This window comes from Streptomyces sp. NPDC048825 (assembly GCF_043198355.1).
In the GTDB taxonomy this organism is placed as follows: Bacteria; Actinomycetota; Actinomycetes; order Streptomycetales; family Streptomycetaceae; genus Streptomyces; species Streptomyces xiangluensis.
In genome coordinates, this window is sequence record NZ_JBICUR010000023.1 from 40,016 (window position 1) to 61,750 (window position 21,735).

The 21,735-nt window shown below is 68.4% G+C and carries 18 protein-coding genes; 9 read left to right on the forward strand and 9 right to left on the reverse strand.

The features are described from left to right. Positions 1–13: 13 nt before the first annotated feature. Positions 14–796, forward strand: coding sequence for a carbon-nitrogen family hydrolase (locus ACGFNK_RS39265; protein WP_393424036.1), 783 nt, complete (start codon positions 14–16; stop codon positions 794–796). Between the two features lie 138 nt (positions 797–934). Here the strand turns inward: ACGFNK_RS39265 and ACGFNK_RS39270 are convergent, their stop codons facing one another. From ACGFNK_RS39270 to ACGFNK_RS39280, 3 genes are all read right to left on the reverse strand, one after another. After that, the gene (locus tag ACGFNK_RS39270; protein ID WP_386339884.1) at positions 935–1,186 is read right to left on the reverse strand and encodes a DUF6458 family protein; all 252 of its coding nucleotides are present in this window, start codon (positions 1,184–1,186) and stop codon (positions 935–937) included. Between the two features lie 119 nt (positions 1,187–1,305). Beyond that, positions 1,306–2,604, reverse strand: coding sequence for a M18 family aminopeptidase (locus tag ACGFNK_RS39275; protein ID WP_393424041.1), 1,299 nt, complete (start codon positions 2,602–2,604; stop codon positions 1,306–1,308). Between the two features lie 175 nt (positions 2,605–2,779). After that, complete coding sequence (locus tag ACGFNK_RS39280; protein WP_393424044.1) at positions 2,780–4,606, reverse strand: acyl-CoA dehydrogenase; 1,827 nt, start codon at positions 4,604–4,606, stop codon at positions 2,780–2,782. Between the two features lie 405 nt (positions 4,607–5,011). On the opposite strand from ACGFNK_RS39280, the gene ACGFNK_RS39285 reads away from it, so the two are divergent. From ACGFNK_RS39285 to ACGFNK_RS39295, 3 genes are all read left to right on the forward strand, one after another. Continuing rightward, a complete protein-coding gene (locus ACGFNK_RS39285) occupies positions 5,012–5,485 on the forward strand; it encodes an SseB family protein (protein ID WP_165338906.1) in 474 nt (157 codons plus the stop codon). Positions 5,486–5,596: 111 nt separating this feature from the next. Next, complete coding sequence (locus ACGFNK_RS39290; protein ID WP_393424048.1) at positions 5,597–6,568, forward strand: pirin family protein; 972 nt, start codon at positions 5,597–5,599, stop codon at positions 6,566–6,568. A 26-nt stretch (positions 6,569–6,594) separates the two neighbouring features. Beyond that, on the forward strand, positions 6,595–6,861 hold the full coding sequence (locus tag ACGFNK_RS39295; protein WP_393424051.1) for a hypothetical protein: 267 nt from the start codon (positions 6,595–6,597) through the stop codon (positions 6,859–6,861). Here ACGFNK_RS39295 and ACGFNK_RS39300 read toward each other — a convergent pair whose 3' ends face one another. Further along, a complete protein-coding gene (locus tag ACGFNK_RS39300; protein ID WP_393424054.1) occupies positions 6,862–9,039 on the reverse strand; it encodes a SpoIIE family protein phosphatase in 2,178 nt (725 codons plus the stop codon). Between the two features lie 242 nt (positions 9,040–9,281). Between ACGFNK_RS39300 and aspS the strand changes: the two genes are divergently transcribed. From aspS to ACGFNK_RS39315, 3 genes are all read left to right on the forward strand, one after another. Next, positions 9,282–11,045 carry an aspartate--tRNA ligase gene (gene aspS / locus ACGFNK_RS39305; RefSeq protein ID WP_386339867.1) on the forward strand — a complete coding sequence of 588 codons (1,764 nt, stop codon included), beginning with the start codon at positions 9,282–9,284 and terminating at the stop codon, positions 11,043–11,045. Between the two features lie 290 nt (positions 11,046–11,335). Then, positions 11,336–12,256 carry an intradiol ring-cleavage dioxygenase gene (locus ACGFNK_RS39310; RefSeq protein ID WP_393424057.1) on the forward strand — a complete coding sequence of 307 codons (921 nt, stop codon included), beginning with the start codon at positions 11,336–11,338 and terminating at the stop codon, positions 12,254–12,256. A gap of 248 nt (positions 12,257–12,504) precedes the next feature. Further along, positions 12,505–13,860: a TerD family protein gene (locus tag ACGFNK_RS39315; RefSeq protein WP_393424060.1), complete on the forward strand. Its 1,356-nt coding sequence runs from the start codon at positions 12,505–12,507 to the stop codon at positions 13,858–13,860. 50 nt (positions 13,861–13,910) lie between these two features. Here ACGFNK_RS39315 and ACGFNK_RS39320 read toward each other — a convergent pair whose 3' ends face one another. Next, complete coding sequence (locus ACGFNK_RS39320; RefSeq protein WP_393424063.1) at positions 13,911–14,660, reverse strand: aminoglycoside 3'-phosphotransferase; 750 nt, start codon at positions 14,658–14,660, stop codon at positions 13,911–13,913. 279 nt (positions 14,661–14,939) lie between these two features. On the opposite strand from ACGFNK_RS39320, the gene ACGFNK_RS39325 reads away from it, so the two are divergent. Then, complete coding sequence (locus ACGFNK_RS39325; RefSeq protein ID WP_393424066.1) at positions 14,940–16,268, forward strand: polysaccharide lyase family 1 protein; 1,329 nt, start codon at positions 14,940–14,942, stop codon at positions 16,266–16,268. Positions 16,269–16,437: 169 nt separating this feature from the next. Here ACGFNK_RS39325 and ACGFNK_RS39330 read toward each other — a convergent pair whose 3' ends face one another. After that, positions 16,438–17,622, reverse strand: coding sequence for a beta-propeller fold lactonase family protein (locus ACGFNK_RS39330; protein ID WP_393424069.1), 1,185 nt, complete (start codon positions 17,620–17,622; stop codon positions 16,438–16,440). Between the two features lie 545 nt (positions 17,623–18,167). On the opposite strand from ACGFNK_RS39330, the gene ACGFNK_RS39335 reads away from it, so the two are divergent. Further along, complete coding sequence (locus ACGFNK_RS39335; protein WP_393424072.1) at positions 18,168–18,890, forward strand: class E sortase; 723 nt, start codon at positions 18,168–18,170, stop codon at positions 18,888–18,890. 50 nt (positions 18,891–18,940) lie between these two features. Here the strand turns inward: ACGFNK_RS39335 and ACGFNK_RS39340 are convergent, their stop codons facing one another. From ACGFNK_RS39340 to ACGFNK_RS39350, 3 genes are all read right to left on the reverse strand, one after another. Next, positions 18,941–19,849 (reverse strand): hypothetical protein, encoded by a 909-nt coding sequence (locus tag ACGFNK_RS39340; RefSeq protein ID WP_393424075.1) that lies wholly within the window; start codon positions 19,847–19,849, stop codon positions 18,941–18,943. A gap of 156 nt (positions 19,850–20,005) precedes the next feature. Then, positions 20,006–20,902, reverse strand: a complete 897-nt coding sequence (locus ACGFNK_RS39345; RefSeq protein WP_393424385.1) for a helix-turn-helix domain-containing protein — start codon at positions 20,900–20,902, stop codon at positions 20,006–20,008. A gap of 138 nt (positions 20,903–21,040) precedes the next feature. Then, complete coding sequence (locus ACGFNK_RS39350; RefSeq protein WP_393424078.1) at positions 21,041–21,595, reverse strand: ATP-binding protein; 555 nt, start codon at positions 21,593–21,595, stop codon at positions 21,041–21,043. Positions 21,596–21,735 lie beyond the last annotated feature (140 nt).

Consider the following 21,735-nt stretch of genomic DNA (forward strand, 5'->3'; position numbering starts at 1 on the left):
GGACGGTGGTAGTGTGCGCGCCTCCCTCATCCAGATCGGTGTATACGACGACGAAGGGGGCGAATCGATCGACGCGCGCCGAGAACGTGTGGCTGCCCTCGTCCGCGAGCAGGCCGGTGCCGATCTGGTCGTGCTGCCCGAACTGTGGACCACGGGGGCGTTCGCCTACGAGTCCTTCGGGACTCAGGCCGAGCCGCTTCAGGGGCCTACGTACGACGCGATGGCCAAAGCGGCGAGCGACGCGGGCGTATGGCTGCACGCGGGCTCCATCCCCGAGAGGGACCCCGACGGCCTCCTCTACAACACCTCACTCGTCTTCTCCCCCTCCGGCGAACTGACCGCCTCGTACCGCAAGATCCACCGCTTCGGCTTCGACAAGGGTGAGGCGGTGCTGATGAGCGCGGGCACGGACGTCGTCACCGTACGACTGCCGTCGACCATGCTCGGCCTCGCGACCTGCTACGACCTTCGCTTCCCCGAACTCTTCCGCCGCCTCGTCGACGCCGGCGCCGAAACTCTCGTCATCCCCGCCGGCTGGCCCGAACGCCGCCGCTCCCACTGGACGCTCCTGGCCCGGGCCCGCGCGGTGGAAAACCAGTCGTACGTCCTCGCGTGTGGAACGGCCGGCACGCATGCGGGAGTTCCGCAGGCCGGTCACTCGATCGTGGTGGATCCCTGGGGCGAGGTACTGGCCGAGGCGGGCCCGGACGAGGAGGTGCTCACGGTGGAGTTCGATCCGGGGAAGGTGGGCGTGACGAGGGATCAGTTCCCGGCACTGAAGGACCGCGTCCTGTGACGGTGCCGCCGGTGGCCTGGCGGGTGCGTTCGTTGTCGGGTGCGGGTTGTGGGTCGCTGGTCGCGCCTGTGGCGACCTGAGTCAGCTCGCGGGCGCCCAGCGACCCGGCCCGCCACGTTCACCGGCAGAGGAAGACGATCAGATGCCGTAACCGTCGCTGTATCCATCCCGGCGGCTGTGGTGCCGTTCCTCGTCGATCACCGGGGTTGTGGGCGGTACCACCACACGCCTGCGCTTGGCGACGCTGCTGAACGTCGCGACGCCGATCAGGCCGACGATGATCAGGATGATTCCGACCAGGTCGAGGTTGACTCCCTGCATGTCCCAGTCGGTCGCGAACGTGAGGATGGCCCCCACCGCGATCAGAATGATGCAACCACCAAGACCCATGAGTCCGGCCTCCCTGTGCTGTCCGTGTTCAACGGCTGTTGCGGACCCGGGCCGGGTACCCTCCGCCGGACCGGCCATGCGGAGGCGAGCACTCACTTCATGTAGAAGCTTGGGGAGAACTATCCCTCCAGGAACGCCATCAACGCGTTCCCCAGCAGGAACGGGTCCTCCGTGGCGCATAGTTCGCGGGCGCTGTGCATGGAGAGGATGGCGACGCCGATGTCGACCGTCTTGATGCCGTGGCGGGCGGCGGTGATGGGGCCGATGGTCGTGCCGCACGGCATCGAGTTGTTGGAGACGAAGGACTGGAAGGGGACGGCGGCCTTCTCGCAGGCGGCGGCGAAGATCGCGCGGCCCGAACCGTCCGTGGCGTAGCGGTTGTTGACGTTGACCTTGAGGATGGGGCCCCCGCCCGCGCGCGGGTGGTGCGTCGGGTCGTGGCGCTCGGCGTAGTTCGGGTGGACCGCGTGGCCCGTGTCGGAGGACAGGCAGACCGTGCCGGCGAAGGCGCGCGCCCTGTCCTCATACGTACCGCCGCGCGCGAACACCGAACGCTCCAGCACACTCCCGAGCAGCGGACCGTCCGCTCCCGTGTCCGACTGCGAGCCGTTCTCCTCGTGGTCGAACGCCGCGAGCACCGGGATGGACAGGAGGGCAGCGTCACAGGTCGCGACGGCCGCCAGCGCGGCCGTACCCGCGTGCACGGACAGGAGGTTGTCCATGCGCGGGCCGGCGACCAGCTCCTTGTCCCGGCCCAGGTACGACGGCGGCTCGATGGAGTGCGTCATCAGGTCCCAGCCGGTGACCTCGCCCTCGGCCAGCCCGGATTCCCGCTCCAGGAAGCGGATCAGGTCCCCGTCGCGTACGTCGTTGCCGAGGCCCCAGATCGGCTGGAGATGCCGCTGCTTGTCGAGCTTGAGGCCCTCTGTGGTGACCGAACGGTCCAGGTGGATGGCGAGTTGGGGAACTCTCAGCAGGGCCCGGTCGATGTTCACGAGGTGGCTCGTGCCGTCGCGCAGTGAGAGCCGGCCGGCGAGGCCCAGGTCGCGGTCCAGCCAGGAGTTGAGCAGCGGGCCGCCGTAGACCTCGACCGCGACCTGGCGCCAGCCGTGCGCTCCGCTGTCCGGCCGCGGCTTCACACGCAGGTTGGGGGAGTCGGTGTGGGCCCCGACGATCCGGAACGGCGTGTGCGGCTCGGCGCCCTCGGGCACGTACCAGGCCACGATCGCGCCCCCGCGCACCACGTACTTCCCGCCGTGCGCCCCCTCCCACGCGTCCGTCTCGGCGACCTGCCTGAAGCCGGCCTTCTCCAGCCGCTCGGCCGCGTTCGCCACCGCGTGATACGGCGACGGGCTTGCCGTCAGGAAGGACATGAGGTCGTCGGTATGGCCGCGATCAAAGCGTGGGGGTGTGCGCATGGGTTCACCTTAACGACGTACGAGAGCCCGCTCCCGGTGATGGGGAACGGGCCCTCGTAAGGGGTATGTGGAGGGGGCTGCCGACCGGAAGGTGACTTTCCGGTAGGGCTCCGGTATGTACGCAGACGCTCCTGGAAAGGCCGCCTCGTATGTGCCGAAGCGTACGGAAGCGTTCCTAGAAGGCCGCTTCGTCGAGCTCCATCAGCTCCAGGTCGGTGCCCTCGGCGAGCTTGCGCGCACCGGTGACGCCCGGCAGGACGTTCGCCGCGAAGAACTTGGCCGCGGCGATCTTGCCGGTGTAGAAGGCCTTGTCCTTGGCGGGTGCCGTCTCCAGCTTCTCGGCGGCGACGGCGGCACCCTTCAGCAGCAGGTAGCCGACGACCACGTCACCGGAGGCCATCAGCAGGCGGGTGGTGTTGAGCCCGACCTTGTAGATGTTCTTGACGTCCTGCTCGGTCGCCGCGAGGTCCGTGAGCATCAGGCCGACGATGGCCTCCAGATCGACGGCCGCCTTGGCGAGCTGCTCGCGGGCCGCCGACAGCTCCTCGCCACCCGTACCGATCGCCAGGAACTTCTTGATGTCCTCGGCGAGCGAGTTCAGCGCCGCGCCCTGGTTGCGGACGATCTTCCGGAAGAAGAAGTCCTGGCCCTGGATCGCGGTGGTGCCCTCATAGAGGGTGTCGATCTTGGCGTCCCGGATGTACTGCTCGATCGGGTACTCCTGCAGATAGCCGGAGCCGCCCAACGTCTGCAGCGACTGCGACAGCTGCTCGTACGCCTTCTCGGAGCCGTAACCCTTCACGATCGGCAGAAGCAGGTCGTTCAGGGCCTCGAGGGCGGCGGTGTCCTCGCCCGCGGCCTCCCTGATGAGGATCTCGTCCTGGATCGAAGCGGTGTACATGACGAGGGCGCGCATGCCCTCCGCGTACGCCTTCTGCGTCATCAGCGAGCGGCGGACGTCCGGGTGGTGCGTGATGGTGACCTTGGGGGCGGTCTTGTCCATGAAGTTCGCGAGGTCCGGGCCCTGGACGCGCTCCTTGGCGTACTCGAGGGCGTTCAGGTAACCCGTCGACAGCGTGGAGATCGCCTTCGTGCCGACCATCATCCGGGCGAACTCGATGATCCGGAACATCTGGCGGATGCCGTCGTGCTTGTCACCGATCAGCCAGCCCTTGGCGGGGTGCCGGTCGCCGAACGTCATCTCGCACGTGTTGGAGGCCTTGAGGCCCATCTTGTGCTCGACGTTCGTCGCGTACACGCCGTTGCGCTCGCCCAGCTCGCCGGTCTCGAAGTCGAAGAGGAACTTCGGTACGAGGAAGAGGGAGAGGCCCTTGGTGCCGGGACCGGCGCCCTCGGGACGGGCCAGCACGTAGTGAAGGATGTTCTCCTCCATGTCGTGCTCACCGGACGTGATGAACCGCTTCACGCCCTCGATGTGCCAGGAGCCGTCCTCCTGCTGAACCGCCTTGGTGCGCCCGGCGCCCACGTCCGAGCCCGCGTCGGGCTCGGTGAGCACCATGGTCGAGCCCCAGGTCCTGTCCACGGCTATCTGGGCGATCTTCTTCTGGGCCTCGGTGCCCTCGTCGAAGAGGATGCGGGCGAACGCCGGGCCGGAGGAGTACATCCAGACCGCCGGGTTCGAGCCCAGGATCAGCTCCGCGTACGACCAGATCAGGGACGGCGGGGCGGTCGTGCCGCCGAGCTCCTCGGGCAGGCCGAGCCGCCAGTACTCGGAGTCCATGAAGGCCTTGTAGCTCTTCTTGAAGCTGGCGGGTACGGGCGCGGTGTTGGTCTCCGGGTCGAAGACCGGCGGGTTGCGGTCCGCGTCCGCGAAGGACTCCGCCAGCTCATTCTCCGAAAGTCGGGTCAGTTCTTCGAGGATGCTCTTGGCGGTCTCGGTGTCCATCTCCGCGAACGGGCCGCTGCCGTACAGCTTGTCGCGCCCGAGCACCTCGAAGAGGTTGAACTCGATGTCGCGGAGATTCGACTTGTAGTGCCCCATGGCGACGGCTCCGTTAAGGGATCGGGTGAGGTGTGATTCCTCGGACCTAGGTTCGTGTACCAGCAAGTAGCCACGATGATGCTACCCGTGGGTAATAAGAATCAACCCCTAGCGGCTCAAGTGTGAGTTAACCCTCCAGGTTCGGACGGGGTGGTTTTGTGAGGGTTGGGTCGGTTTTCGGGTGGGGGTGCATGGTGGGCTTCCGCCGGTGAACAAGCGCGGGTCCATGGTGGCCCGCGGGTGAGTGGAGCCGCAGGTGGTTCAGGAGCACGCGGCTGTGACATGAGCGGCTCCGCCGCGGGCGCGACAAGCCACGTTGAACCCGCACTCACCCACGAACCGAACCTCCCCCTCCCGGATGACGCCCCGGCCCAACCGCCGGAGGCAACGGCTACTCTGGCCCCCATGTACGGCTACGACCAGACCGCGGGCCCCGGCCAGCAGCAGTATGCGCAGCCTCAGCCGCCGCCCCAGCCCGGAGGGTATGGGCCGCAGAGCGGACCGCTGTACCCGGAGCCGTCGCCGCCCTCGCTCGCGGACGCGGTGCGCGCGTTCACCACGGGGGCGATCTCTGCCGAGGACTTTCAGCAGGTCTTCGCCACGTCCAAGGTCTACTGCCCGCGCGGTGACAACCCCGGCTTCCTCGCGCTGCACAACACCCAGCAGCCCGTGATCCCCATGTTCACCTCGCTCAAGGAGCTGCGCCGGTACGCCGGCAAGGAGTCCAAGTACTTCGTGATCACCGGTGCCGAGGTGATCGACCTGCTCCCCACCGGCTACGGCTTCGTCCTCGACATGGAGGGCGAGCACCGCATGGTCTTCGACGCGAAGGCGGTCGAGCAGATGGTCGACTTCGCGATGCGCCGAATGTACGGCTGAGGTGCCCCGACACCGCGCGACGCCCGGAGGGAATTCCCTCCGGGCGTTCTCTGTTCCGGGTAGCAGGAAGTTCAACAATCAACTAAACTCGGAGCACAAGGAGGTACCGACATGCCTGCAGTGACCGTCGAGAACCCGCTGACCCTGCCCCGTGTGGTGGCGTCGGCCGAGGCGGTGGCCCGCCCGGTGCTGGCGGTGACCGACGCGCCGAGCGGCTTCGAAGGCGAGGGCTTCCCGGTCCGCCGGGCCTTCGCCGGAATCAACTACAAGTACCTCGACCCGTTCATCATGATGGACCAGATGGGTGAGGTGGATTACGCGCCCGGGGAGCCGAAGGGCACGCCGTGGCACCCCCACCGCGGCTTCGAGACCGTCACGTACATCATCGACGGGATCTTCGACCACCAGGATTCCAACGGTGGTGGCGGCACCATCACCAACGGCGACACCCAGTGGATGACCGCGGGCTCGGGGCTGCTCCACATCGAGGCGCCGCCGGAGTCGCTCGTCATGTCCGGTGGGCTCTTCCACGGCCTCCAGCTGTGGGTGAACCTCCCGGCCAGAGACAAGATGATGGCCCCGCGCTACCAGGACATCCGTGGTGGTCAGGTGCAGCTTCTCAGCACGCCCGACGGCGGTGCACTGCTGCGCGTCATCGCCGGTGAACTGGATGGTCACCAGGGTCCCGGTATCACGCACACGCCGATCACGATGGTGCACGCGACGCTGGCGCCGGGCGCCGAGATCACCCTGCCCTGGCGTGAGGACTTCAACGGCCTCGCGTACGTGCTGGCGGGCAAGGGTACCGTGGGCGCGGAGCGCCGCCCGATCCACCTGGGGCAGACCGCGGTCTTCGGCGCCGGATCCTCGCTGACCGTCCGTGCGGACGAGAAGCAGGACTCTCACACGCCTGACCTGGAGGTCGTCCTCCTGGGTGGGCAGCCGATCCGTGAGCCGATGGCGCACTACGGGCCGTTCGTGATGAACACCCGCGAGGAACTGCAGCAGGCCTTCGACGACTTCCAGAAGGGACGGCTGGGTACGATTCCGGCCGTGCACGGGATGACCGAGGGCGGTCTCTGACCGTACGGAACGGAAGGACGACGGGCATGGCGCAGGAGAATCCGGAGTTCCACCTCGTGTTCCATCCCGTCGTCGGGGAGCCGCTGGCTGTCAGGAGCCGTGACTACGAGTCGTTGGAGTCGGCGGTGGACAGCGTCACCATGGCGCTGGAGCAGGGGAACACCCTGCGCTTCGAGCTGAACGGCCGTGACGGCGCCGACAGTGGGGCCGCGCTGGTCAACTGTTCCAACGTCGTCGCGGTCAAGGTGCGGCCGGTGTCGGCGACAGGCGCCGACGACGGCCAGTACCTCTGATCACGTACCGGTGATCGTCTCGACGAGATCGCCGGTGCCGTCCGGTTCGTAGAGCTCGAACCAGATGCTCTTGCCCTCGCCCCGCGGGTCCACTCCCCAGGCGTCCGAGAGCAGCTCCATGAGCATCAAGCCCCGCCCGGAGGACGCCAGTTCTCCGGGCTGACGCTTGTGGGGAAGGGCGTCGCTCCGGTCGGTGACCTCGACCCGGATCCGGCGGGAGCCCGCCTCGCCCGTCATCTCGGCGACGAGCAGCGCTTCGGCGTCCGTGTGCACGAGTACGTTCGTGACCATCTCCGAGACCAGGAGCACCGCCGAGTCGATCTGGTCGTCGGACGCCCAGTCGTGCAGCAGTTCCCGGAGCTGGTTGCGGGCGTCCGCGACCCGCTCGGGCTCCGCCTGTGCCACGGTCAGCACGGTGCGGCGTACGGAGGTCCGTGCTGCCAGGGGTTCGCCGCAGCCGCAGCCCTCCCCCTGCCGGCACAGCAGCAGAACCGCGATGTCGTCCTCGCGGCGGTCCACCAGCGGCCCGGTCATGTGGTGCGAGGAGGGCCCGTGCACGGCCTGGACCAGTGCGTCGGCCAGCGCCTCCAGGTCGCTCTGCTCGCCGTCGTGGCTCTCCAGGATCTTGCGGATCCTGAGCCAGCCCGTGTCGAGGTCGTGCCCGCCGGTCTCGATGAGTCCGTCCGTGCAGATCAGCATGGTCTCGCCGGGTTCCAGGGCGAGCCGTGTCGTCGGATAGTCCGCGTCCGGGTCGATGCCGAGCGGCAGTCCGCCCGCGGTCGGCCGGGTCAGTACAGTCCCGTCGGCCATCCGTATCGCCGGGTCCGGATGCCCGGCGCGGGCGATGTCCAGTACGCCGGTCGCAGGGTCGACCTCCACGTACAGGCAGGTCGCGAAGCGCAGGTCGGCGGCCTCCTCGTCGGACGTCATCCCGTACAGGAACCGCGAGGCGCGCGACAGCACGGCGTCCGGGCGGTGCCCTTCGGAGGCGTACGCCCTGAGCGCGATCCGCAGCTGGCCCATCAATCCGGCGGCGCGTACGTCATGGCCCTGGACGTCGCCGATGACGAGGGCGAATCTGCCTCCTCCGGGCTGCGTCGGGGAGGTGCCTCCGGGGAGCGGGATCATGTCGTACCAGTCGCCGCCGACCTGGAGCCCGCCACCGGTGGGCACGTATCGCGCGGCAACCGTCATGCCCGGGATCTGCGGCCCAAGGTTGGGCAGCATGGAGCGCTGGAGGCCGTCGGTCAGCTCGCGCTCGGACTCGGCGGCACCGGCGCGTGAGAGGGCCTGCGCGAGCATGCGGGCCACGGTGGTGAGGACGGAGCGTTCGTCGGGGGTGAAGGAGACGCGATAGGTGAAGGCCGCCATCCACGCGCCGATCGTGCGGCCCGCGACGACGAGCGGCAGAAACGCCCACGACTGCCGTCCGAAACCCTGGGCGAGTGGCCACCAGGCGGGGAAGCGTTTCCGGTAGTCCTTCGGGGAGGAGAGATAGACGGCACGGCCGGTGCGTACGACCTCCGCGGCGGGATGGTCCGTGTCCACGGACATCGCGGAGGACGGTCCCTCGTCGTCGGACTGGTGTCCGTGGTGGCCGATGAGCGTCAGCCGGTCGCCCTGAGTGCCGTAGACGGCCAGGCCGTCCGGGGAGAACCCGGGCATCGACAGGCCGGCCGCGACCCGCAGCACCTCCGCCGTGGACCGGGCCTCTGCCAGTGCGCGCCCGGCGTCCAGCAGGAACGCCTCGCGGGAGCGGCGCCAGTCACCGGTGACAGGCGTGCGGGCGGCGGCGCCCGGCGGTGGCTCCGAGACCTCCTGAAGCGTGCCGACCAGCTGGTAGGAGCGCGATTCCTGGTCGTACGACGGCTTGGAGCGGCTGCGGACCGTACGCAGTACGCGCCCCTGCCCGTCCATGACCCGCATCCGGAGTTCGGCGATGGTGCCCTCGGAGGCGGCGAGCTGGACGACCGGTTTGACCTCGTTCCAGTCGACCGGGTGGAAGCGGGCGCGGGCGCCGGCCTCCGACAGCGTGATCGGCTCGGCGGGAAGTCCGAGCAGCCGTGCGGCCTCGGCATCCAGAGTGACCAGTTCGGCCGCGTTGTCCCAACGCCACAGGCCGGTCGCGAGGGCGGCCAGGACGTCCCCCACGGCGGGCAGGGGCTCACCAGTGCGCATTGGGCCACTGTAGGAAGAGGTGATCGTGAGAAGCCACTAAAGGTGAAAAGGCCACCCTTCGGAGGGCCGGACCGTGACAGGCCTGTGATGGTCGTGACCCGCCCGTAATGGTGGGGAGGCGGGCTTTGGCTCCCCGGTACGCTTGGGTCTGTGTTTCACGTGAAACACAGACCGTGACAACACAGGCCGTGACATAGGCCGTGACGCACAGACCCCGATCCGCGAAGACTGGATGAACGACGATGCATCGGTACAGGTCCCACACCTGCGGCGAGCTCCGCGCCTCTGACGTCGGCAGCGACGTCCGGCTGAGCGGCTGGCTGCACAATCGGCGCGACCTGGGCGGCATCCTCTTCATCGATCTGCGCGATCACTACGGCATCACGCAGCTGGTCGCCCGCCCCGGCACGGCCGCGTACGAGGCGCTGGACAAGCTCTCCAAGGAGTCGACCGTCCGTGTCGACGGCCAGGTCGTCTCGCGCGGCGCCGAGAACATCAACCCGGACCTGCCGACCGGCGAGGTCGAGGTCGAGGTGAGCGAGGTCGAGCTGCTCGGTGCCGCCGCCCCGCTGCCCTTCACGATCAACACCGAGGATGGTGTGAACGAGGAGCGGCGCCTGGAGTACCGCTTCCTGGACCTGCGCCGCGAGCGCATGCACCGCAACATCATGCTGCGTACGGCGGTCATCTCCGCGATCCGTAACAAGATGACGACCCTCGGCTTCAACGAGCTGGCGACCCCGATCCTCACCGCCACCTCGCCCGAGGGCGCCCGCGACTTCGTCGTCCCGTCCCGTCTGCACCCGGGCAGGTTCTACGCCCTTCCGCAGGCCCCGCAGCAGTTCAAGCAGCTGCTGATGATCTCCGGCTTCGACCGCTACTTCCAGATCGCGCCCTGCTTCCGCGACGAGGACGCGCGCGCCGACCGTTCGCCGGGCGAGTTCTACCAGCTCGACGTGGAGATGAGCTTCGTCGAGCAGGAAGACGTGTTCCAGCCGATCGAGCAGCTGATGACAGAGCTGTTCGAGGAGTTCGGGAACGGCCGCCATGTCACCTCCCCCTTCCCGCGGATCCCGTTCCGCGAGGCGATGCTGAAGTACGGCTCCGACAAGCCGGACCTGCGGGCCCAGCTGGAGCTGGCCGACATCACCGACATCTTCGAGGGCTCGGAGTTCAAGGCCTTCGCGGGCAAGCACGTGCGGGCGCTGCCGGTGCCGGACGTGTCCTCGCAGCCCCGTAAGTTCTTCGACCAGCTCGGTGACTACGCCGTCTCGCAGGGGGCGAAGGGCCTGGCGTGGGTGCGGGTTGCTGAGGACGGCTCACTCACCGGTCCGATCGCGAAGTTCCTGACGGAGGAGAACGTCGCGGAGCTGACGAAGCGGCTGTCTCTCGCTGCCGGTCACGCGGTGTTCTTCGGTGCGGGTGAGTTCGACGAGGTCTCGAAGATCATGGGTGCGGTGCGGGTCGAGGCCGCTCGTCGCTCGGGTCACTTCGAGGAGGACGTCTTCCGCTTCTGCTGGGTCGTCGACTTCCCGATGTTCGAGAAGGACGAGGAGACGGGGAAGATCGACTTCTCTCACAACCCCTTCTCCATGCCGCAGGGCGGTATGGAGGCCCTGGAGACGCAGGACCCCCTCGACATCCTGGCCTGGCAGTACGACATCGTCTGCAACGGTGTCGAGCTGTCCTCCGGCGCGATCCGGAACCACGAGCCGGACATCATGCTGAAGGCCTTCGGTATCGCGGGCTACGAGGCGGAGACCGTCGAGCGCGAGTTCGCGGGCATGCTCCGCGCGTTCCGCTTCGGCGCGCCCCCGCACGGCGGCATCGCGCCGGGCGTCGACCGGATCGTGATGCTCCTGGCCGACGAGCCCAACATCCGCGAGACGATCGCCTTCCCGCTCAACGGCAACGCCCAGGACCTGATGATGGGCGCGCCGACGGAGCTGGAGGAGGCGCGGCTGCGGGAGCTGCACCTTTCGGTACGGAAGCCGCAGCCGAAGTAGCTCCGCTGGTGGCGCAGTGATTCACCTGCGGGCCGGTGGGGGCTGGTCGCGCAGTTCCCCGCGCCCCTAAAGGAAGGCCTGCGGCCTCCTTTAGGGGCGCGGTACCGCACCGGACTTTGGCCCGGAACCGACGCCGGTTCCGGGCCGCTTTCGCGTGTGCGGGCAACCTGTGAGAGGCACGTGGAATCCCACAGTCCGTACCCATGTTGCTGACAGACACCGTCCCTAACGTCCTGCCCATGACTGGGACCGAGACTCACAAGACTCAACAGCCGAAGCACAAAAGGAACATGACGCGACGCAAGGTCGTCGTGGCGGGTGGCGCGGCCGTGGCCGCGGTGGGCGTCGGCGGCGGTATCGCCGCGACCGCGAACGCGGGCCAGACGACCAGCACGGGCAAGGGTGCCACCGCGAAGGCCGCCGGCAGCGCCGCGGAGGAGTGCTACAAGCTCACCTCCGAGACCACCGAGGGCCCGTACTACATCGACGCGGACAAGATCCGCCGCGACATCACCGAGGACAAGGAGGGCATCCCGATGACCCTCCGCATCAAGGTGATCGACTCCGAGAGCTGCAAGCCGGTCCGGAACGCGGCCGTCGACATCTGGCACTGCGACGCGCTGGGCATCTACTCCGGTTACGAGGATGCCTCCACCGGTGGTGGCGGTACGCCGCCCAGCGGCACACCCTCCGACGTCCCGTCCGGTACGCCGACGGGCTCCCCGCCGGAGGGCGGCGGTGGTGGCGTCCATGAGGAGCCCACCGACGACGAGCGCTATCTGCGCGGCACATGGCGGACGGACAAGCAGGGCTTCGTCACCTTCAAGACGGTCTTCCCGGGCTGGTACCGGGGTCGCTGTGTCCACATCCACACCAAGGTGCACGTCAGCGGCGAGTGGACCGACGCCGGTTACGAGGGCGGCAACACCTGCCACACCGGCCAGTTCTTCTTCGACGAGGAGTCCGTGCTCGCCTCCGCCGAGGTCGAGCCGTACTCGACGTCGACGACGGAGCGCACGACGCTCGAAGAGGACACGATCTACGACCAGAGCGGCACGACGGGCGGTCTGCTCAAGCTGAAGTACAAGAAGGACAACATCGCCAAGGGCGTCATCGGCACCATCACGGTGGGCGTGGACCCGGAAGCGACGAACACGGGCACGGACGACTCGGCCCAGCCGGGGGCGTCGGCGTCCGCTTCGGCGAGCTGATGCCCGCCGCCCCTCCGGCGACCTGATCCGACTGCGAGCTGACGGACGTACGGCTCGCGCGCCACGGTCCGGAACCTTCCCCCAGGTTCCGGACCCGTCACCGGGGCCCTGCTGGAGCTTCCGCGACGACGGGGGCGTGCTTCCCGGCCCGCGGTTAATGCCGGGGCGCTCCTCTCCAGTGGTGCCGTGTGGCAAGGTGGCCGGACCGTAAGTCGGGTGGGGTACGGCACAGGTGGGGGTGGCCGGGCATGGCTGAGCTTGGCAAGGGTGGCAATACGGCTCTGGGGGCGGGGCGTGTCACCGCTGAACTGCACAGCGTGGGGGAGCCGGTCGACCTCAGCGCACTGCTGGTCGGCGCGGACGGCAAGGTCAGGTCCGACGACGACATGGTCTTCTACAACCAGCCCTCCGCCGAGGCGGGCGCGGTGCGACATTTCGCTGCCGACCCCGGCGGCCCGGAGCGTATCGAGGTGGACCCGGCCGCCCTGCCTGCTGACGTGGACCGGGTCGTGCTGGTCGGCAGCTGCGATCCCGACGATGTGGCGCGCACCTTCCGCGAGGTGAAGGAGGTGCGGATGCGTGCCGTCCAGGACGGCGCCGAGCCCATCGAGTTCCGTCTTCCGGACCTCACCGACGGCGAGCGGGCCGTGCTTCTGCTGGAGATCTACCGCAGGGGCGAGGCGTGGAAGCTCCGCGCCATCGGTCAGGGGTACGCCGAGGGGCTCGCGGGCCTGGCCACCGACTACGGCGTACGGGTGGAGGAGCCCGAGGCCGCCGATGAGGAACCGTCGTACGACGCCACAGCGACCGCTCCTCCGGTGACCGCCCCCACCCCCACCCCCGCCCCGAGCCTGGTCAAGCCCCCGCTCGGCACCATCAGCCTCGACAAGGGCGGGCAGGCCTCGATCAGCCTGGACAAGGGGGACCGCGAGCTGGTCGTCACCGCGTCGCTGGAGTGGGACGGGGGCAGTGAGCAGCGGCGCAAGAGGGGCGCCGACCTCGATCTGTACGCCCTGTTCGTACCGGCTTCGAAGGCCATACGGGGCGTGAAGACACCGGGCACCCTCGTCAAGTCCGGCCACGTGCCGCAGGGAGAGCCGTTCCGCCCCGAAGCGAACGGGCCCGCCGGTGCGAAGGGCACGGTGACGAAGGGAAAGGGGCAGGGGAAGGACGGGGACACGACGCGCGGTGCCGTCTACTACAAGCGCCTCGGCTCGGTGAAGAACCGGCCCTTCATTTGCCTGGACGGCGATGCGCGCGTACCCGGCTGCGAAACCGTCCGCATAGTCCGCCCCGACGAGCAGGGCTACGTCCTGCTCTGCGCGTACTCCGCCGTCAGCAACGGATTCGGCTCCTTCCGCAGCTTCGGCGCGAAGGTCGTCGTCACGGACGGCCGCGGCTCCACCGTCACCGTGCCGCTCTTCGAGAACACCAAGACCCGTTACTGGGTCGCCATCGCCCTCGTCGACTTCACCGACCCCGACGGTGCGGCCATCCACCACATCGAGGCCTACAGCGGCCGTATGACGGAACGCCGTCCGGTCCTCCACCAGGACGGCGCTGTCGAGATGAACGGCGGCCCGGTGGAGTTCAAGAGGCGCTGATCCGCCGGCTACCGGCGCACCCCGGCTACCAGCGCCTGCCGGCTACAAGCTCACGTGACGCTCCACAGAAGCCGGTAGAACTCGGTTCGCCCCGGATCGGGAGCGATGCCGTACGCGTCGAGGAGGGTGTTGTCCCAGCCCGGGCCGTAGTTCCACTCGGTGCTCCAGGTGGCTACGGCCAGGTCGGCCCAGCGGTCGGCGAGGCCCAGGGTGCCCATGTCCACGTGGGCGGACCAGGAACCGTCGTCGTGCAGCAGGGTGTTCGGGGCGCAGGAGTCGCCGTGGCAGACGACGAGGAGGTCGACCGGCGGGGGTTCGGGCAGGTCGGACGGTACGTCGAGGCCCGACCGCCGGGCGCGTTCCAGACGGTGCTCGACGGACCAGCTGAACGGGCAGTCGCCCACGGGAAGTTGGTCGTGCAGGGCCCGCAGCCCCGCCCCCAAGGCTCGTACGGCCGTGGCGGGATCCGCCTGCCACCGGGGAGTGACGGCACTTTCGCCGGGCAGTCCGTACGTGACGAGCCAGGCTCCGTCATCGTCGGCTCCGTACTCTCGGACGCGAGGTACGGGCGTGAACTTCCCGGCCCAGCGCAGCCGTTCCACTTCGGCGGGCAGGTCCAGGCCGGAGCCCGTCGGCGCCCACTTGGCGAACAGCCGCCCTTCACCACCGTCGGCACCGATCCGGAAGGTCAGGCCGCCCAACTGGTTCTGCCACACGGGCAGTAGCGGCCGGTCTCCGGCCAGTTCGGCGATCGGTGCGGGCACGCGTACGGCTGAGGTCGGTGGTCCGGCGTTGGGCATGGGCGCATGGTGCCCTGAGTACGTGCTGACGGGCGAGCGGTTTTCCGCCCGGCCCCCGTTACCCGGGTTGGTCGCCGCCTTCCTCGGCGTGAACGTCGCGGTACTTGCCGCGGCGATTGGCTGGAGATGAGGCCAACGCCCGTCCTGTTTACACCACTTGACGGCAACCTTCCTTACGCCCGTGACCACAGATGAGTCAGGAGCCCCGTTCGCGCAGGGCTCCAAGAACCTCGTGCACGTTCCGCATCGCGTGCACCTGAACCCCGTAAGGACTCATCCGTGGCATCCACTTCCCACCGCCGGTCCCTTCGGAGGTGGCGCACCGCGCTGGTGTCTGCCGCCGCCGTGGCGGCCGCCGGGCTCGGCGCGGTTTCCTTCGTGATGAACGCGAACGCGACCCCCGTCGAGCTGGCCCGCCAGTCGCTGCCCGCCAAGGACGGCTGGGCGGCGAGCGGTTCCGGAACGACGGGCGGCTCGAAGGCCGGCTCCGCGCACGTCTACCACGTCAGCACCCGCGCCCAGCTGGCGAAGGCGCTGGGCAACGGCTCCGACTCCACGCCGAAGATCATCAAGGTCAAGGGCACGATCGACGCGAACGGCGGCAAGAGCTGCGCCGACTACGCGGCCGGTACGGGTTACTCGCTCGCCGCTTACCTCAAGGCGTACGACCCGAAGACGTACGGCAAGAAGATGCCGTCCGGCACCCAGGAGGCGGCCCGCGAGGCCGCCGAGACCAAGCAGAAGAAGAACATGGTCTTCAAGGTGCCCGCCAACACCACCATCGTGGGCGTCCCCGGCACGAAGGCCGGCATCAAGGGCGGCAGCCTCCAGGTTCAGGACGTGAAGAACGTCATCATCCGCAATCTCACCTTCTCCGCCACCGAGGACTGCTTCCCGCAGTGGGACCCGACGGACGGCTCCTCGGGCGAGTGGAACTCGAACTACGACTCGGTGACCCTGCGCGGCGCGACGAACGTCTGGGCCGACCACAACACGTTCACGGACGCGCCGAACTTCGACAAGTCGCTGAAGACGCACTTCGGCCGCAAATACCAGATCCACGACGGTGCCCTCGACATCACCAACGGCTCCGACCTGGTGACCGTGGAGCGGAACAAGTTCACCAACCACGACAAGACGATGCTGATCGGCAGCAGCGACTCCGACACCAAGGGCAAGCTGCGCGTCACCATCCACCACAACGTGTGGAAGGGCATCGCCCAGCGCGCCCCACTGGCCCGCATCGGCCAGATCCACCTCTACAACAACTTCTACGACACGACGACCGTCAACGGTTACGCCCCCAAGTACAGCCTCGACTCCCGCGCAAAGGCCCAGGTCGTCGCGGAGCACAACGCCTGGACGGTGCCCTCCGGCGGCAAGATCAACAAGCTGCTGAGCGGCGACGGCACGGGTTCGGTCGCGGGCAGCGGCAACCTCGTCAACGGCAAGGCGTGCGACATCGTCGCGGCGTACAACTCCGCGTCGTCGAAGAAGATCAAGACGACGGTGAACTGGAAGCCGACGCTGACGGCGGGCCTCCAGACCTCGGCGAAGAGCCTGCCGGTGGGGCTGCTGAAGACGACGGGTGCGGGGATTCTTCACTGACCTTGTCCTGATCCCCTCCGCGGGGGCAGGCAGTTGCGAAAAGCGTGAACACTCTCCCGGAGAGTGTTCACGCTTTTCACGTTGGCCTTCTGCGGCGGGGGCACACGGTCAGCGGCGGCACGGCGACCGCGATGGAGGGCTGAGAATGCCTCCCTCCTCGTCGCTCTCGTCAGGAGGTTGCGATGGCCACGCCAAACGGGCTGTCGCCGACGGGGATGGTGTCGGTGACGGTGTTGGTGGTGGTGTCGATCACCGACACGGTGTCCGAGTCGAGGTTGGTGACGTAGACGCGGGTGCCGTCCGGGGTGACCGCCACGCCCATTGGGCCAGCGCCGACGGGGATGGTGGCGATGACGGTGTCGGGGGTGGTGGTGGTGTCGATCACCGACACGGTGTTCGAGACGACATTGGTGACGTAGACGCGGGTGCCGTCCGGGGTGACTGCCACGCCTGCCGGGTTGCTGCCGACGGGGATGGTGTCGGTGACGGTGTTGGTGGTGGTGTCGATCACCGACACGGTGTTCGAGACATTATTGGTGACATAGGCGCGGGTGCCGTCCGGGGTGACCGCCACGCCCGTCGGGCTGTCGCCGACGGGGATGGTGGCGGTGACGGTGTTGGTGGTGGTGTCGATCACCGACACGTCCGAGCCACCAGCACTGGTGACGTAGGCGCGGGCGCCGTCCGGGGCGACCGCCACGCCATACGGTCCGAAGTCGACGGGGATGGTGGCGATGACGGTGTCGGGGGTCGTGGTGGTGTCGATCACCGACACGGTGTTCGAGCCGACGTGGGTGACGTAGACGCGGGTGCCGTCCGGGGTGATCGCCACGCCCGTCGGGTTGCTGCCGACGGGGATGGTGTCGGTGACGGTGTTGTCGGTGGTGTCGATCACCGACACGGTGTTCGAGACATTATTGGTGACGTAGGCGCGGGTGCCGTCCTGGGCGATCGCCACGCCCGTCGGGCTAATGCCGACGGGGATGGTGGCGGCGACGGTGTTGTTGGTGCTGTCGACCACCGAGACGGTGTTCGAGCCAGAATTGGTGACGAAGGTGTCCCCCGTCTGGCTGGGGGGTGGTGGCGACGGCTCGGCTGTCGATTCCGATGCCCCGGTTCTCGCACTCGACACGCTGTCCGAGCGATTGTTGGAGACGTTGTCCGAGCGATTCTTGGAGACTTGGACAAACGGTTCCGTCTGGCCGGGAACTGGTGGCGTGGGCGACGCCACAGCCATCGATGTCGACGGCCCGGCCGCAATGACTAGTCCGAGCAAGGTGATTCCGACCCGAAGCCACCAGCCGGCGGTGGCAGATGTGATGCGTCTCTTTCGCAACCGGACCTCCATATCCATGCGACGCACGCCAAGGCGGCAGCGCTTTCACAGTGATGTCGCGACCATAGGAGTGCCGTGTCTCTTCGACGCGAGCGTTGGACCGTCTGCGGCGAGTCGCCCAGCACTCGCACCCTCCAAGCGGCGGAATCGTCACACCGGTCATGCCCAACCACCGTTACGGCCGTGTGATTGCTCCCACCAGATCCCAGGGCCAACCGGTCGGTCCGCAGAGAGTTGATGTGCTCCTCGATGGCCGGCAAGCAGGAACGGTCGGCGGGCCGGTACCGCAGCCCGCGCACTGGAAGCGGATGGGACGCGCGCTTCCGCCGGCTTTGACGTTGGACGGTTCGCGACAGTTGCCGAACGGCGCTGCGACGGAGCGAGCGTCGAAGGCGGTGTTCGATGTGGTCGGCGCCGACGTTGCAAAAAGCGTGAACACTCTCCCGGAGAGTGTTCACGCTTTTCACGTCGGCCTTCTGCGGCGGGGGCCGTGAGCGGGGAACGCCTGGTCCGTTCTGCGCGTTGTTCTCTGCGTTGACTCCCGGCTACCGGTCCCGAGTGCCATGTCCCGTTCCCGAGCTTTCTCCGTCGCGCTTTCGGGCGCTGTCGTCGCCGTGCTCGTCGGTTGCTCAACCGGCAGCGCGGACGCAGGCGCTGACGCGCGCGCCCCGAGTCCGCCGTCCACGGCGACCGAGTCGACGACCACCCCGGCCGAGCCCTCACGGGACAGCCCCTCTCCCACGCCGACTCCCTCCAAGCCCAGCACCCGGGTCCGGACCGCGTCGCTCACCATCCCGGAGATCGGCCTCAAGGACCTCCGGGTCGTCCCGTACGAGGGGACGACCGACGACTGGCCGGGGACACGCATCCAGAACGAGGGCGTTGCCGCCAGCCCGTACGGCAGCCGTGGTGGCGTAGGCCCCGGCGACGTCGGGAACTACCTCGTCACGGCACATCGCCTCTCCGCCGGCGGACCCCTGCGTGAGCTTCCGTCTCTCGACGAGGGGGACACGGTGACCGTCACGGCGGGCGGGACGGTCTACGAGTACGAGATCACCGACACCAGAAGCACGTCCTTCCGCTCCGAGCGCTCGCTGGCCGAACAACGGGCCGCCGTCCCGGGCCACCCGGGCCGCCAGCCCACCGAGGCCATGATCACCATCTCCACCTGCGCGACACCCGAGGACAACGCGGCCGGAAACTTCTGGCGCGACGACAAGGGCAACCCCGAACACCGCATCGACAAGATCGGGGTGCTGACTTCGACGACGCCTGCAACGACGTAGACGCTCACGAGGGTGTTCAGCCGGGCAGGGGTCTCCGCCGACCTCCGTGGCTACTCGTCCGTGAAGATCTCGTCGGCGGAGCGGGCGATGACGGCCCGCCGGTGCCAGTGGCGCAGGGTCTCGGGGTCGTCGCAGCTGGTGATGCGTTCGCGGACGGCTTCGGGGACGTCGAGGCCGCGCACATCGAAGACGTCCAGGATGTCCTCGGCGCGGCTCTGCGCCTGGCCCTGTGCCTGGCCCTGCGCCCGGCCCTGTGCCCGGCCTTCGTCGCGTGCTTCTTCAAAGATGGCCGACTTGTAGAAAGAAAGGTCCACGGCCACTAGTTTCCTCCACAGTGCTGCGGCGGGCAGCTTGCCCAGGCCCTGAAAGATGAATTCGATGACGGGGTTCTTGACGGTGTCCGGAGTGTCCTGCAGAACGGCCGTCACTGCTTTGAGTATGGCCTCGATGTCCGGGTTCTTGCCGTGGGTGATCGCCGACAGTGTGGCGAGGGCGAGGTCTTTGTGGACCTCGTCAGGGTCGGTGATCACCGGCATGTTGTGCGGGCCCGCGACCAGCGGGCGCAGGGTGAGCAAGGGCCACTGCGGAGGCCCGAAGGTGACCGGACGCGCTGCCCACTCGGCGGTCGCCCGGTCCTGGCAGACGACCAGCAGCATCGGCTGCAGCCGGTATTTCGTGAGCAGGTACGAGGCGTAGTACGCCCAACTCGCGGGCTTGTGCGGATCCTTCTTTCCCTGGGCCTCTACGGCGAGGAGAAGCGGCTCCTCGCCCTCCGTCTCCAGCCTCAGCAACGTGTCGACGCGACGTTCCAGCGGGCGGGTCTCGGTGAGGTCGGTCGGCAGGATCGTGACCGAGGTGGGAGGGGCGAAGCGGACGCCGAGCACCTCGGACACCCCGGAGAAGAGACCCGGGTGGTCTTGGAAGATGCGGTGCATCGCCTCGTGGGGCGAGCTGACCATGAGGGTTCCCTGTGGGAGGGGGCGGACGGAAGCTGATGGAAGTCACCTTTGGCACATGCCATGGGCAAGTTCTGTCGCGAGCGTAAGACAGCAACACGCCCCAGATGGAGCCCAGTTGGTGATATTCACCCGCAGGGGTGAGTCTGCGGCGTTTCGTCAGACGGCCGTGAGGGCGGGTGGACGGAGCTCGCGGCAGTCGCGGCAGCGTGCGCCCGGATCGGGTGAGCGGAAGGCGCGGTCGCAGCCGTCGCAGTTGCGGAGGGGGTGCTTGACGGTTGGGAGTGGTTCGGGGGTGCGGTACGGAGGGAGGGGCGGGAGTTGGGCTGTGAGGCGGTGGGCCAGGAGGGCGGCTGGGCGGCGTAGGGGATCGGGTGGGAGGCCTGTGGTCAGGGCCTGGCGTACGGCGGTGGGGGTGAGGTCGCGTTCCAGCCAGGCGGCTACGCCGGGGGCGAGGTGTTCGGCATCAGTGGCGGAGAGGAGCAGGCGGGGGTCTTCGCGGCGGAGGCCGGCTAGGACGTCGATGGCCGTTTGGAGGAGGGCCGGGGCGGCGTACGCGGGCTTCGGTACGGCAGGGAGGGCGCGGCGTGGGGGGTTCTTCCGCTGCTCGGCCGCCCGCCGGGCCGGAGGCTTGGCCGGGGGTTCGGGTGCGTCGTCGGTCGGGTCCCCGTGCCGGCCCGGCTGGTTGCAGGAGACCGTGCGGGTGACGATCCGGCCGCCCTCCGTGCGTTCGCGGGTGCGGCGCAGGTAGCCGTGGGTCTCCAGTTCGCGCAGGGCGGCGGCGATGCGGGTCGGGCCCTCGGGGAAGCGGGTGGCGAGGGTCTTGATGTCGGCGCGGGCGCCGGTGGGGAGCGACTGGATGTGGACGGCGAGTCCGATGGCCAGCGCGGACAGTTCCGGGTGCTGGGCGAGGTGGTTGCCGATCACCGTGAAGCGGGTGTTATGGCGGGAGTTGTCGTGGATTACGCCGCCCGCATGGGCGTTCCGGTGCGGGTGGTTTTTGCCCGTGGTACGGGTCTGGGCGTGCGGCTGCACGCTAGGGTTCTGCGTATCCATCAGGAAGGGCTCTACTTCCTCGGTGGTCAGGCCCTCGCACTGGGATTGCCGTCCCGGCGGGGGCCGTCGCATGTCTGCTGTTGTCGCGCTGAGCGTAGATCAGGCAACCCATCCCAAAGCCAGCCGAGTTGGCGATGTTCACTCGCGCGAGTGAGCGCCCGCCGTGGGAGGGAGGGGTGGGGCTTGGTGAGGTTTCTTTCCCTCTCGTGGTTCTTTGGGCAGAGCGCCAGGCCCGCCGGAACACACGGCGTCAGGATCCGGTGAGCGCGGTGTCAGGTCGAGTTCTGCCCATACGGTTTTGCGCGGGACGGGGCCCAGTTCGACGCCCCAGCGGTCCGCGAGGGTTTCGACGAGGAGCAGGCCGCGTCCGGACTCGGTGTCGGGGGACGGGAGTTGAGGATCCGGGAGGTTGTCACCGCGTGTGTCGGTCACCTCGATGCGGAGGGTTTCACCGCGGGCCAGGAGCGCGAGGCGGAAGTCCCGGCCGGTGACGCGGCCGTGGGTGGCGGCGTTCGCGGCGAGTTCGGCGACCAGGTGCGCGGCGGTCTCGGTGATGCCGTACGGCAGGTCCCAGGTGCGCAGCCACTCGGTGGCGAGTAGTCGGGCGAGGCGAGCGCCGCGTGGGGTCGGGGACAGCAGAACGCTGAAGTGGCGGGCTGGCGTGTCGAGTTGGGTGGAGTTTTCCTTGTTCACATCACTGAGCGTGGCTGTGCATGCCTACCGTGAACAGTGACGACGCCGATGCGTACGGTGACTGTCCGGAGCTTGTCCGCTGTTGTCCGGGCTGTCGGAACCGGCCGTAGGGGTACGGGCGTTGCGGCACGGAGTGCGAC

Excerpts from the sequence above, each read along its gene's own strand:
- ACGFNK_RS39345 (WP_393424385.1), bottom strand. The coding sequence starts at position 20,902 with ATGGATACGCAGAACCCTAGCGTGCAGCCGCACGCCCAGACCCGTACC.
- ACGFNK_RS39315 (WP_393424060.1), top strand. The coding sequence starts at position 12,505 with ATGGCTGAGCTTGGCAAGGGTGGCAATACGGCTCTGGGGGCGGGGCGT.
- ACGFNK_RS39330 (WP_393424069.1), bottom strand. The coding sequence starts at position 17,622 with ATGGATATGGAGGTCCGGTTGCGAAAGAGACGCATCACATCTGCCACC.
- ACGFNK_RS39300 (WP_393424054.1), bottom strand. The coding sequence starts at position 9,039 with ATGCGCACTGGTGAGCCCCTGCCCGCCGTGGGGGACGTCCTGGCCGCC.
- ACGFNK_RS39295 (WP_393424051.1), top strand. The coding sequence starts at position 6,595 with ATGGCGCAGGAGAATCCGGAGTTCCACCTCGTGTTCCATCCCGTCGTC.
- ACGFNK_RS39270 (WP_386339884.1), bottom strand. The coding sequence starts at position 1,186 with ATGGGTCTTGGTGGTTGCATCATTCTGATCGCGGTGGGGGCCATCCTC.
- ACGFNK_RS39310 (WP_393424057.1), top strand. The coding sequence starts at position 11,336 with ATGACGCGACGCAAGGTCGTCGTGGCGGGTGGCGCGGCCGTGGCCGCG.
- ACGFNK_RS39340 (WP_393424075.1), bottom strand. The coding sequence starts at position 19,849 with ATGGTCAGCTCGCCCCACGAGGCGATGCACCGCATCTTCCAAGACCAC.
- aspS (WP_386339867.1), top strand. The coding sequence starts at position 9,282 with ATGCATCGGTACAGGTCCCACACCTGCGGCGAGCTCCGCGCCTCTGAC.
- ACGFNK_RS39335 (WP_393424072.1), top strand. The coding sequence starts at position 18,168 with ATGTCCCGTTCCCGAGCTTTCTCCGTCGCGCTTTCGGGCGCTGTCGTC.
- ACGFNK_RS39275 (WP_393424041.1), bottom strand. The coding sequence starts at position 2,604 with ATGCGCACACCCCCACGCTTTGATCGCGGCCATACCGACGACCTCATG.
- ACGFNK_RS39320 (WP_393424063.1), bottom strand. The coding sequence starts at position 14,660 with ATGCCCAACGCCGGACCACCGACCTCAGCCGTACGCGTGCCCGCACCG.
- ACGFNK_RS39280 (WP_393424044.1), bottom strand. The coding sequence starts at position 4,606 with ATGGGGCACTACAAGTCGAATCTCCGCGACATCGAGTTCAACCTCTTC.
- ACGFNK_RS39290 (WP_393424048.1), top strand. The coding sequence starts at position 5,597 with ATGCCTGCAGTGACCGTCGAGAACCCGCTGACCCTGCCCCGTGTGGTG.
- ACGFNK_RS39285 (WP_165338906.1), top strand. The coding sequence starts at position 5,012 with ATGTACGGCTACGACCAGACCGCGGGCCCCGGCCAGCAGCAGTATGCG.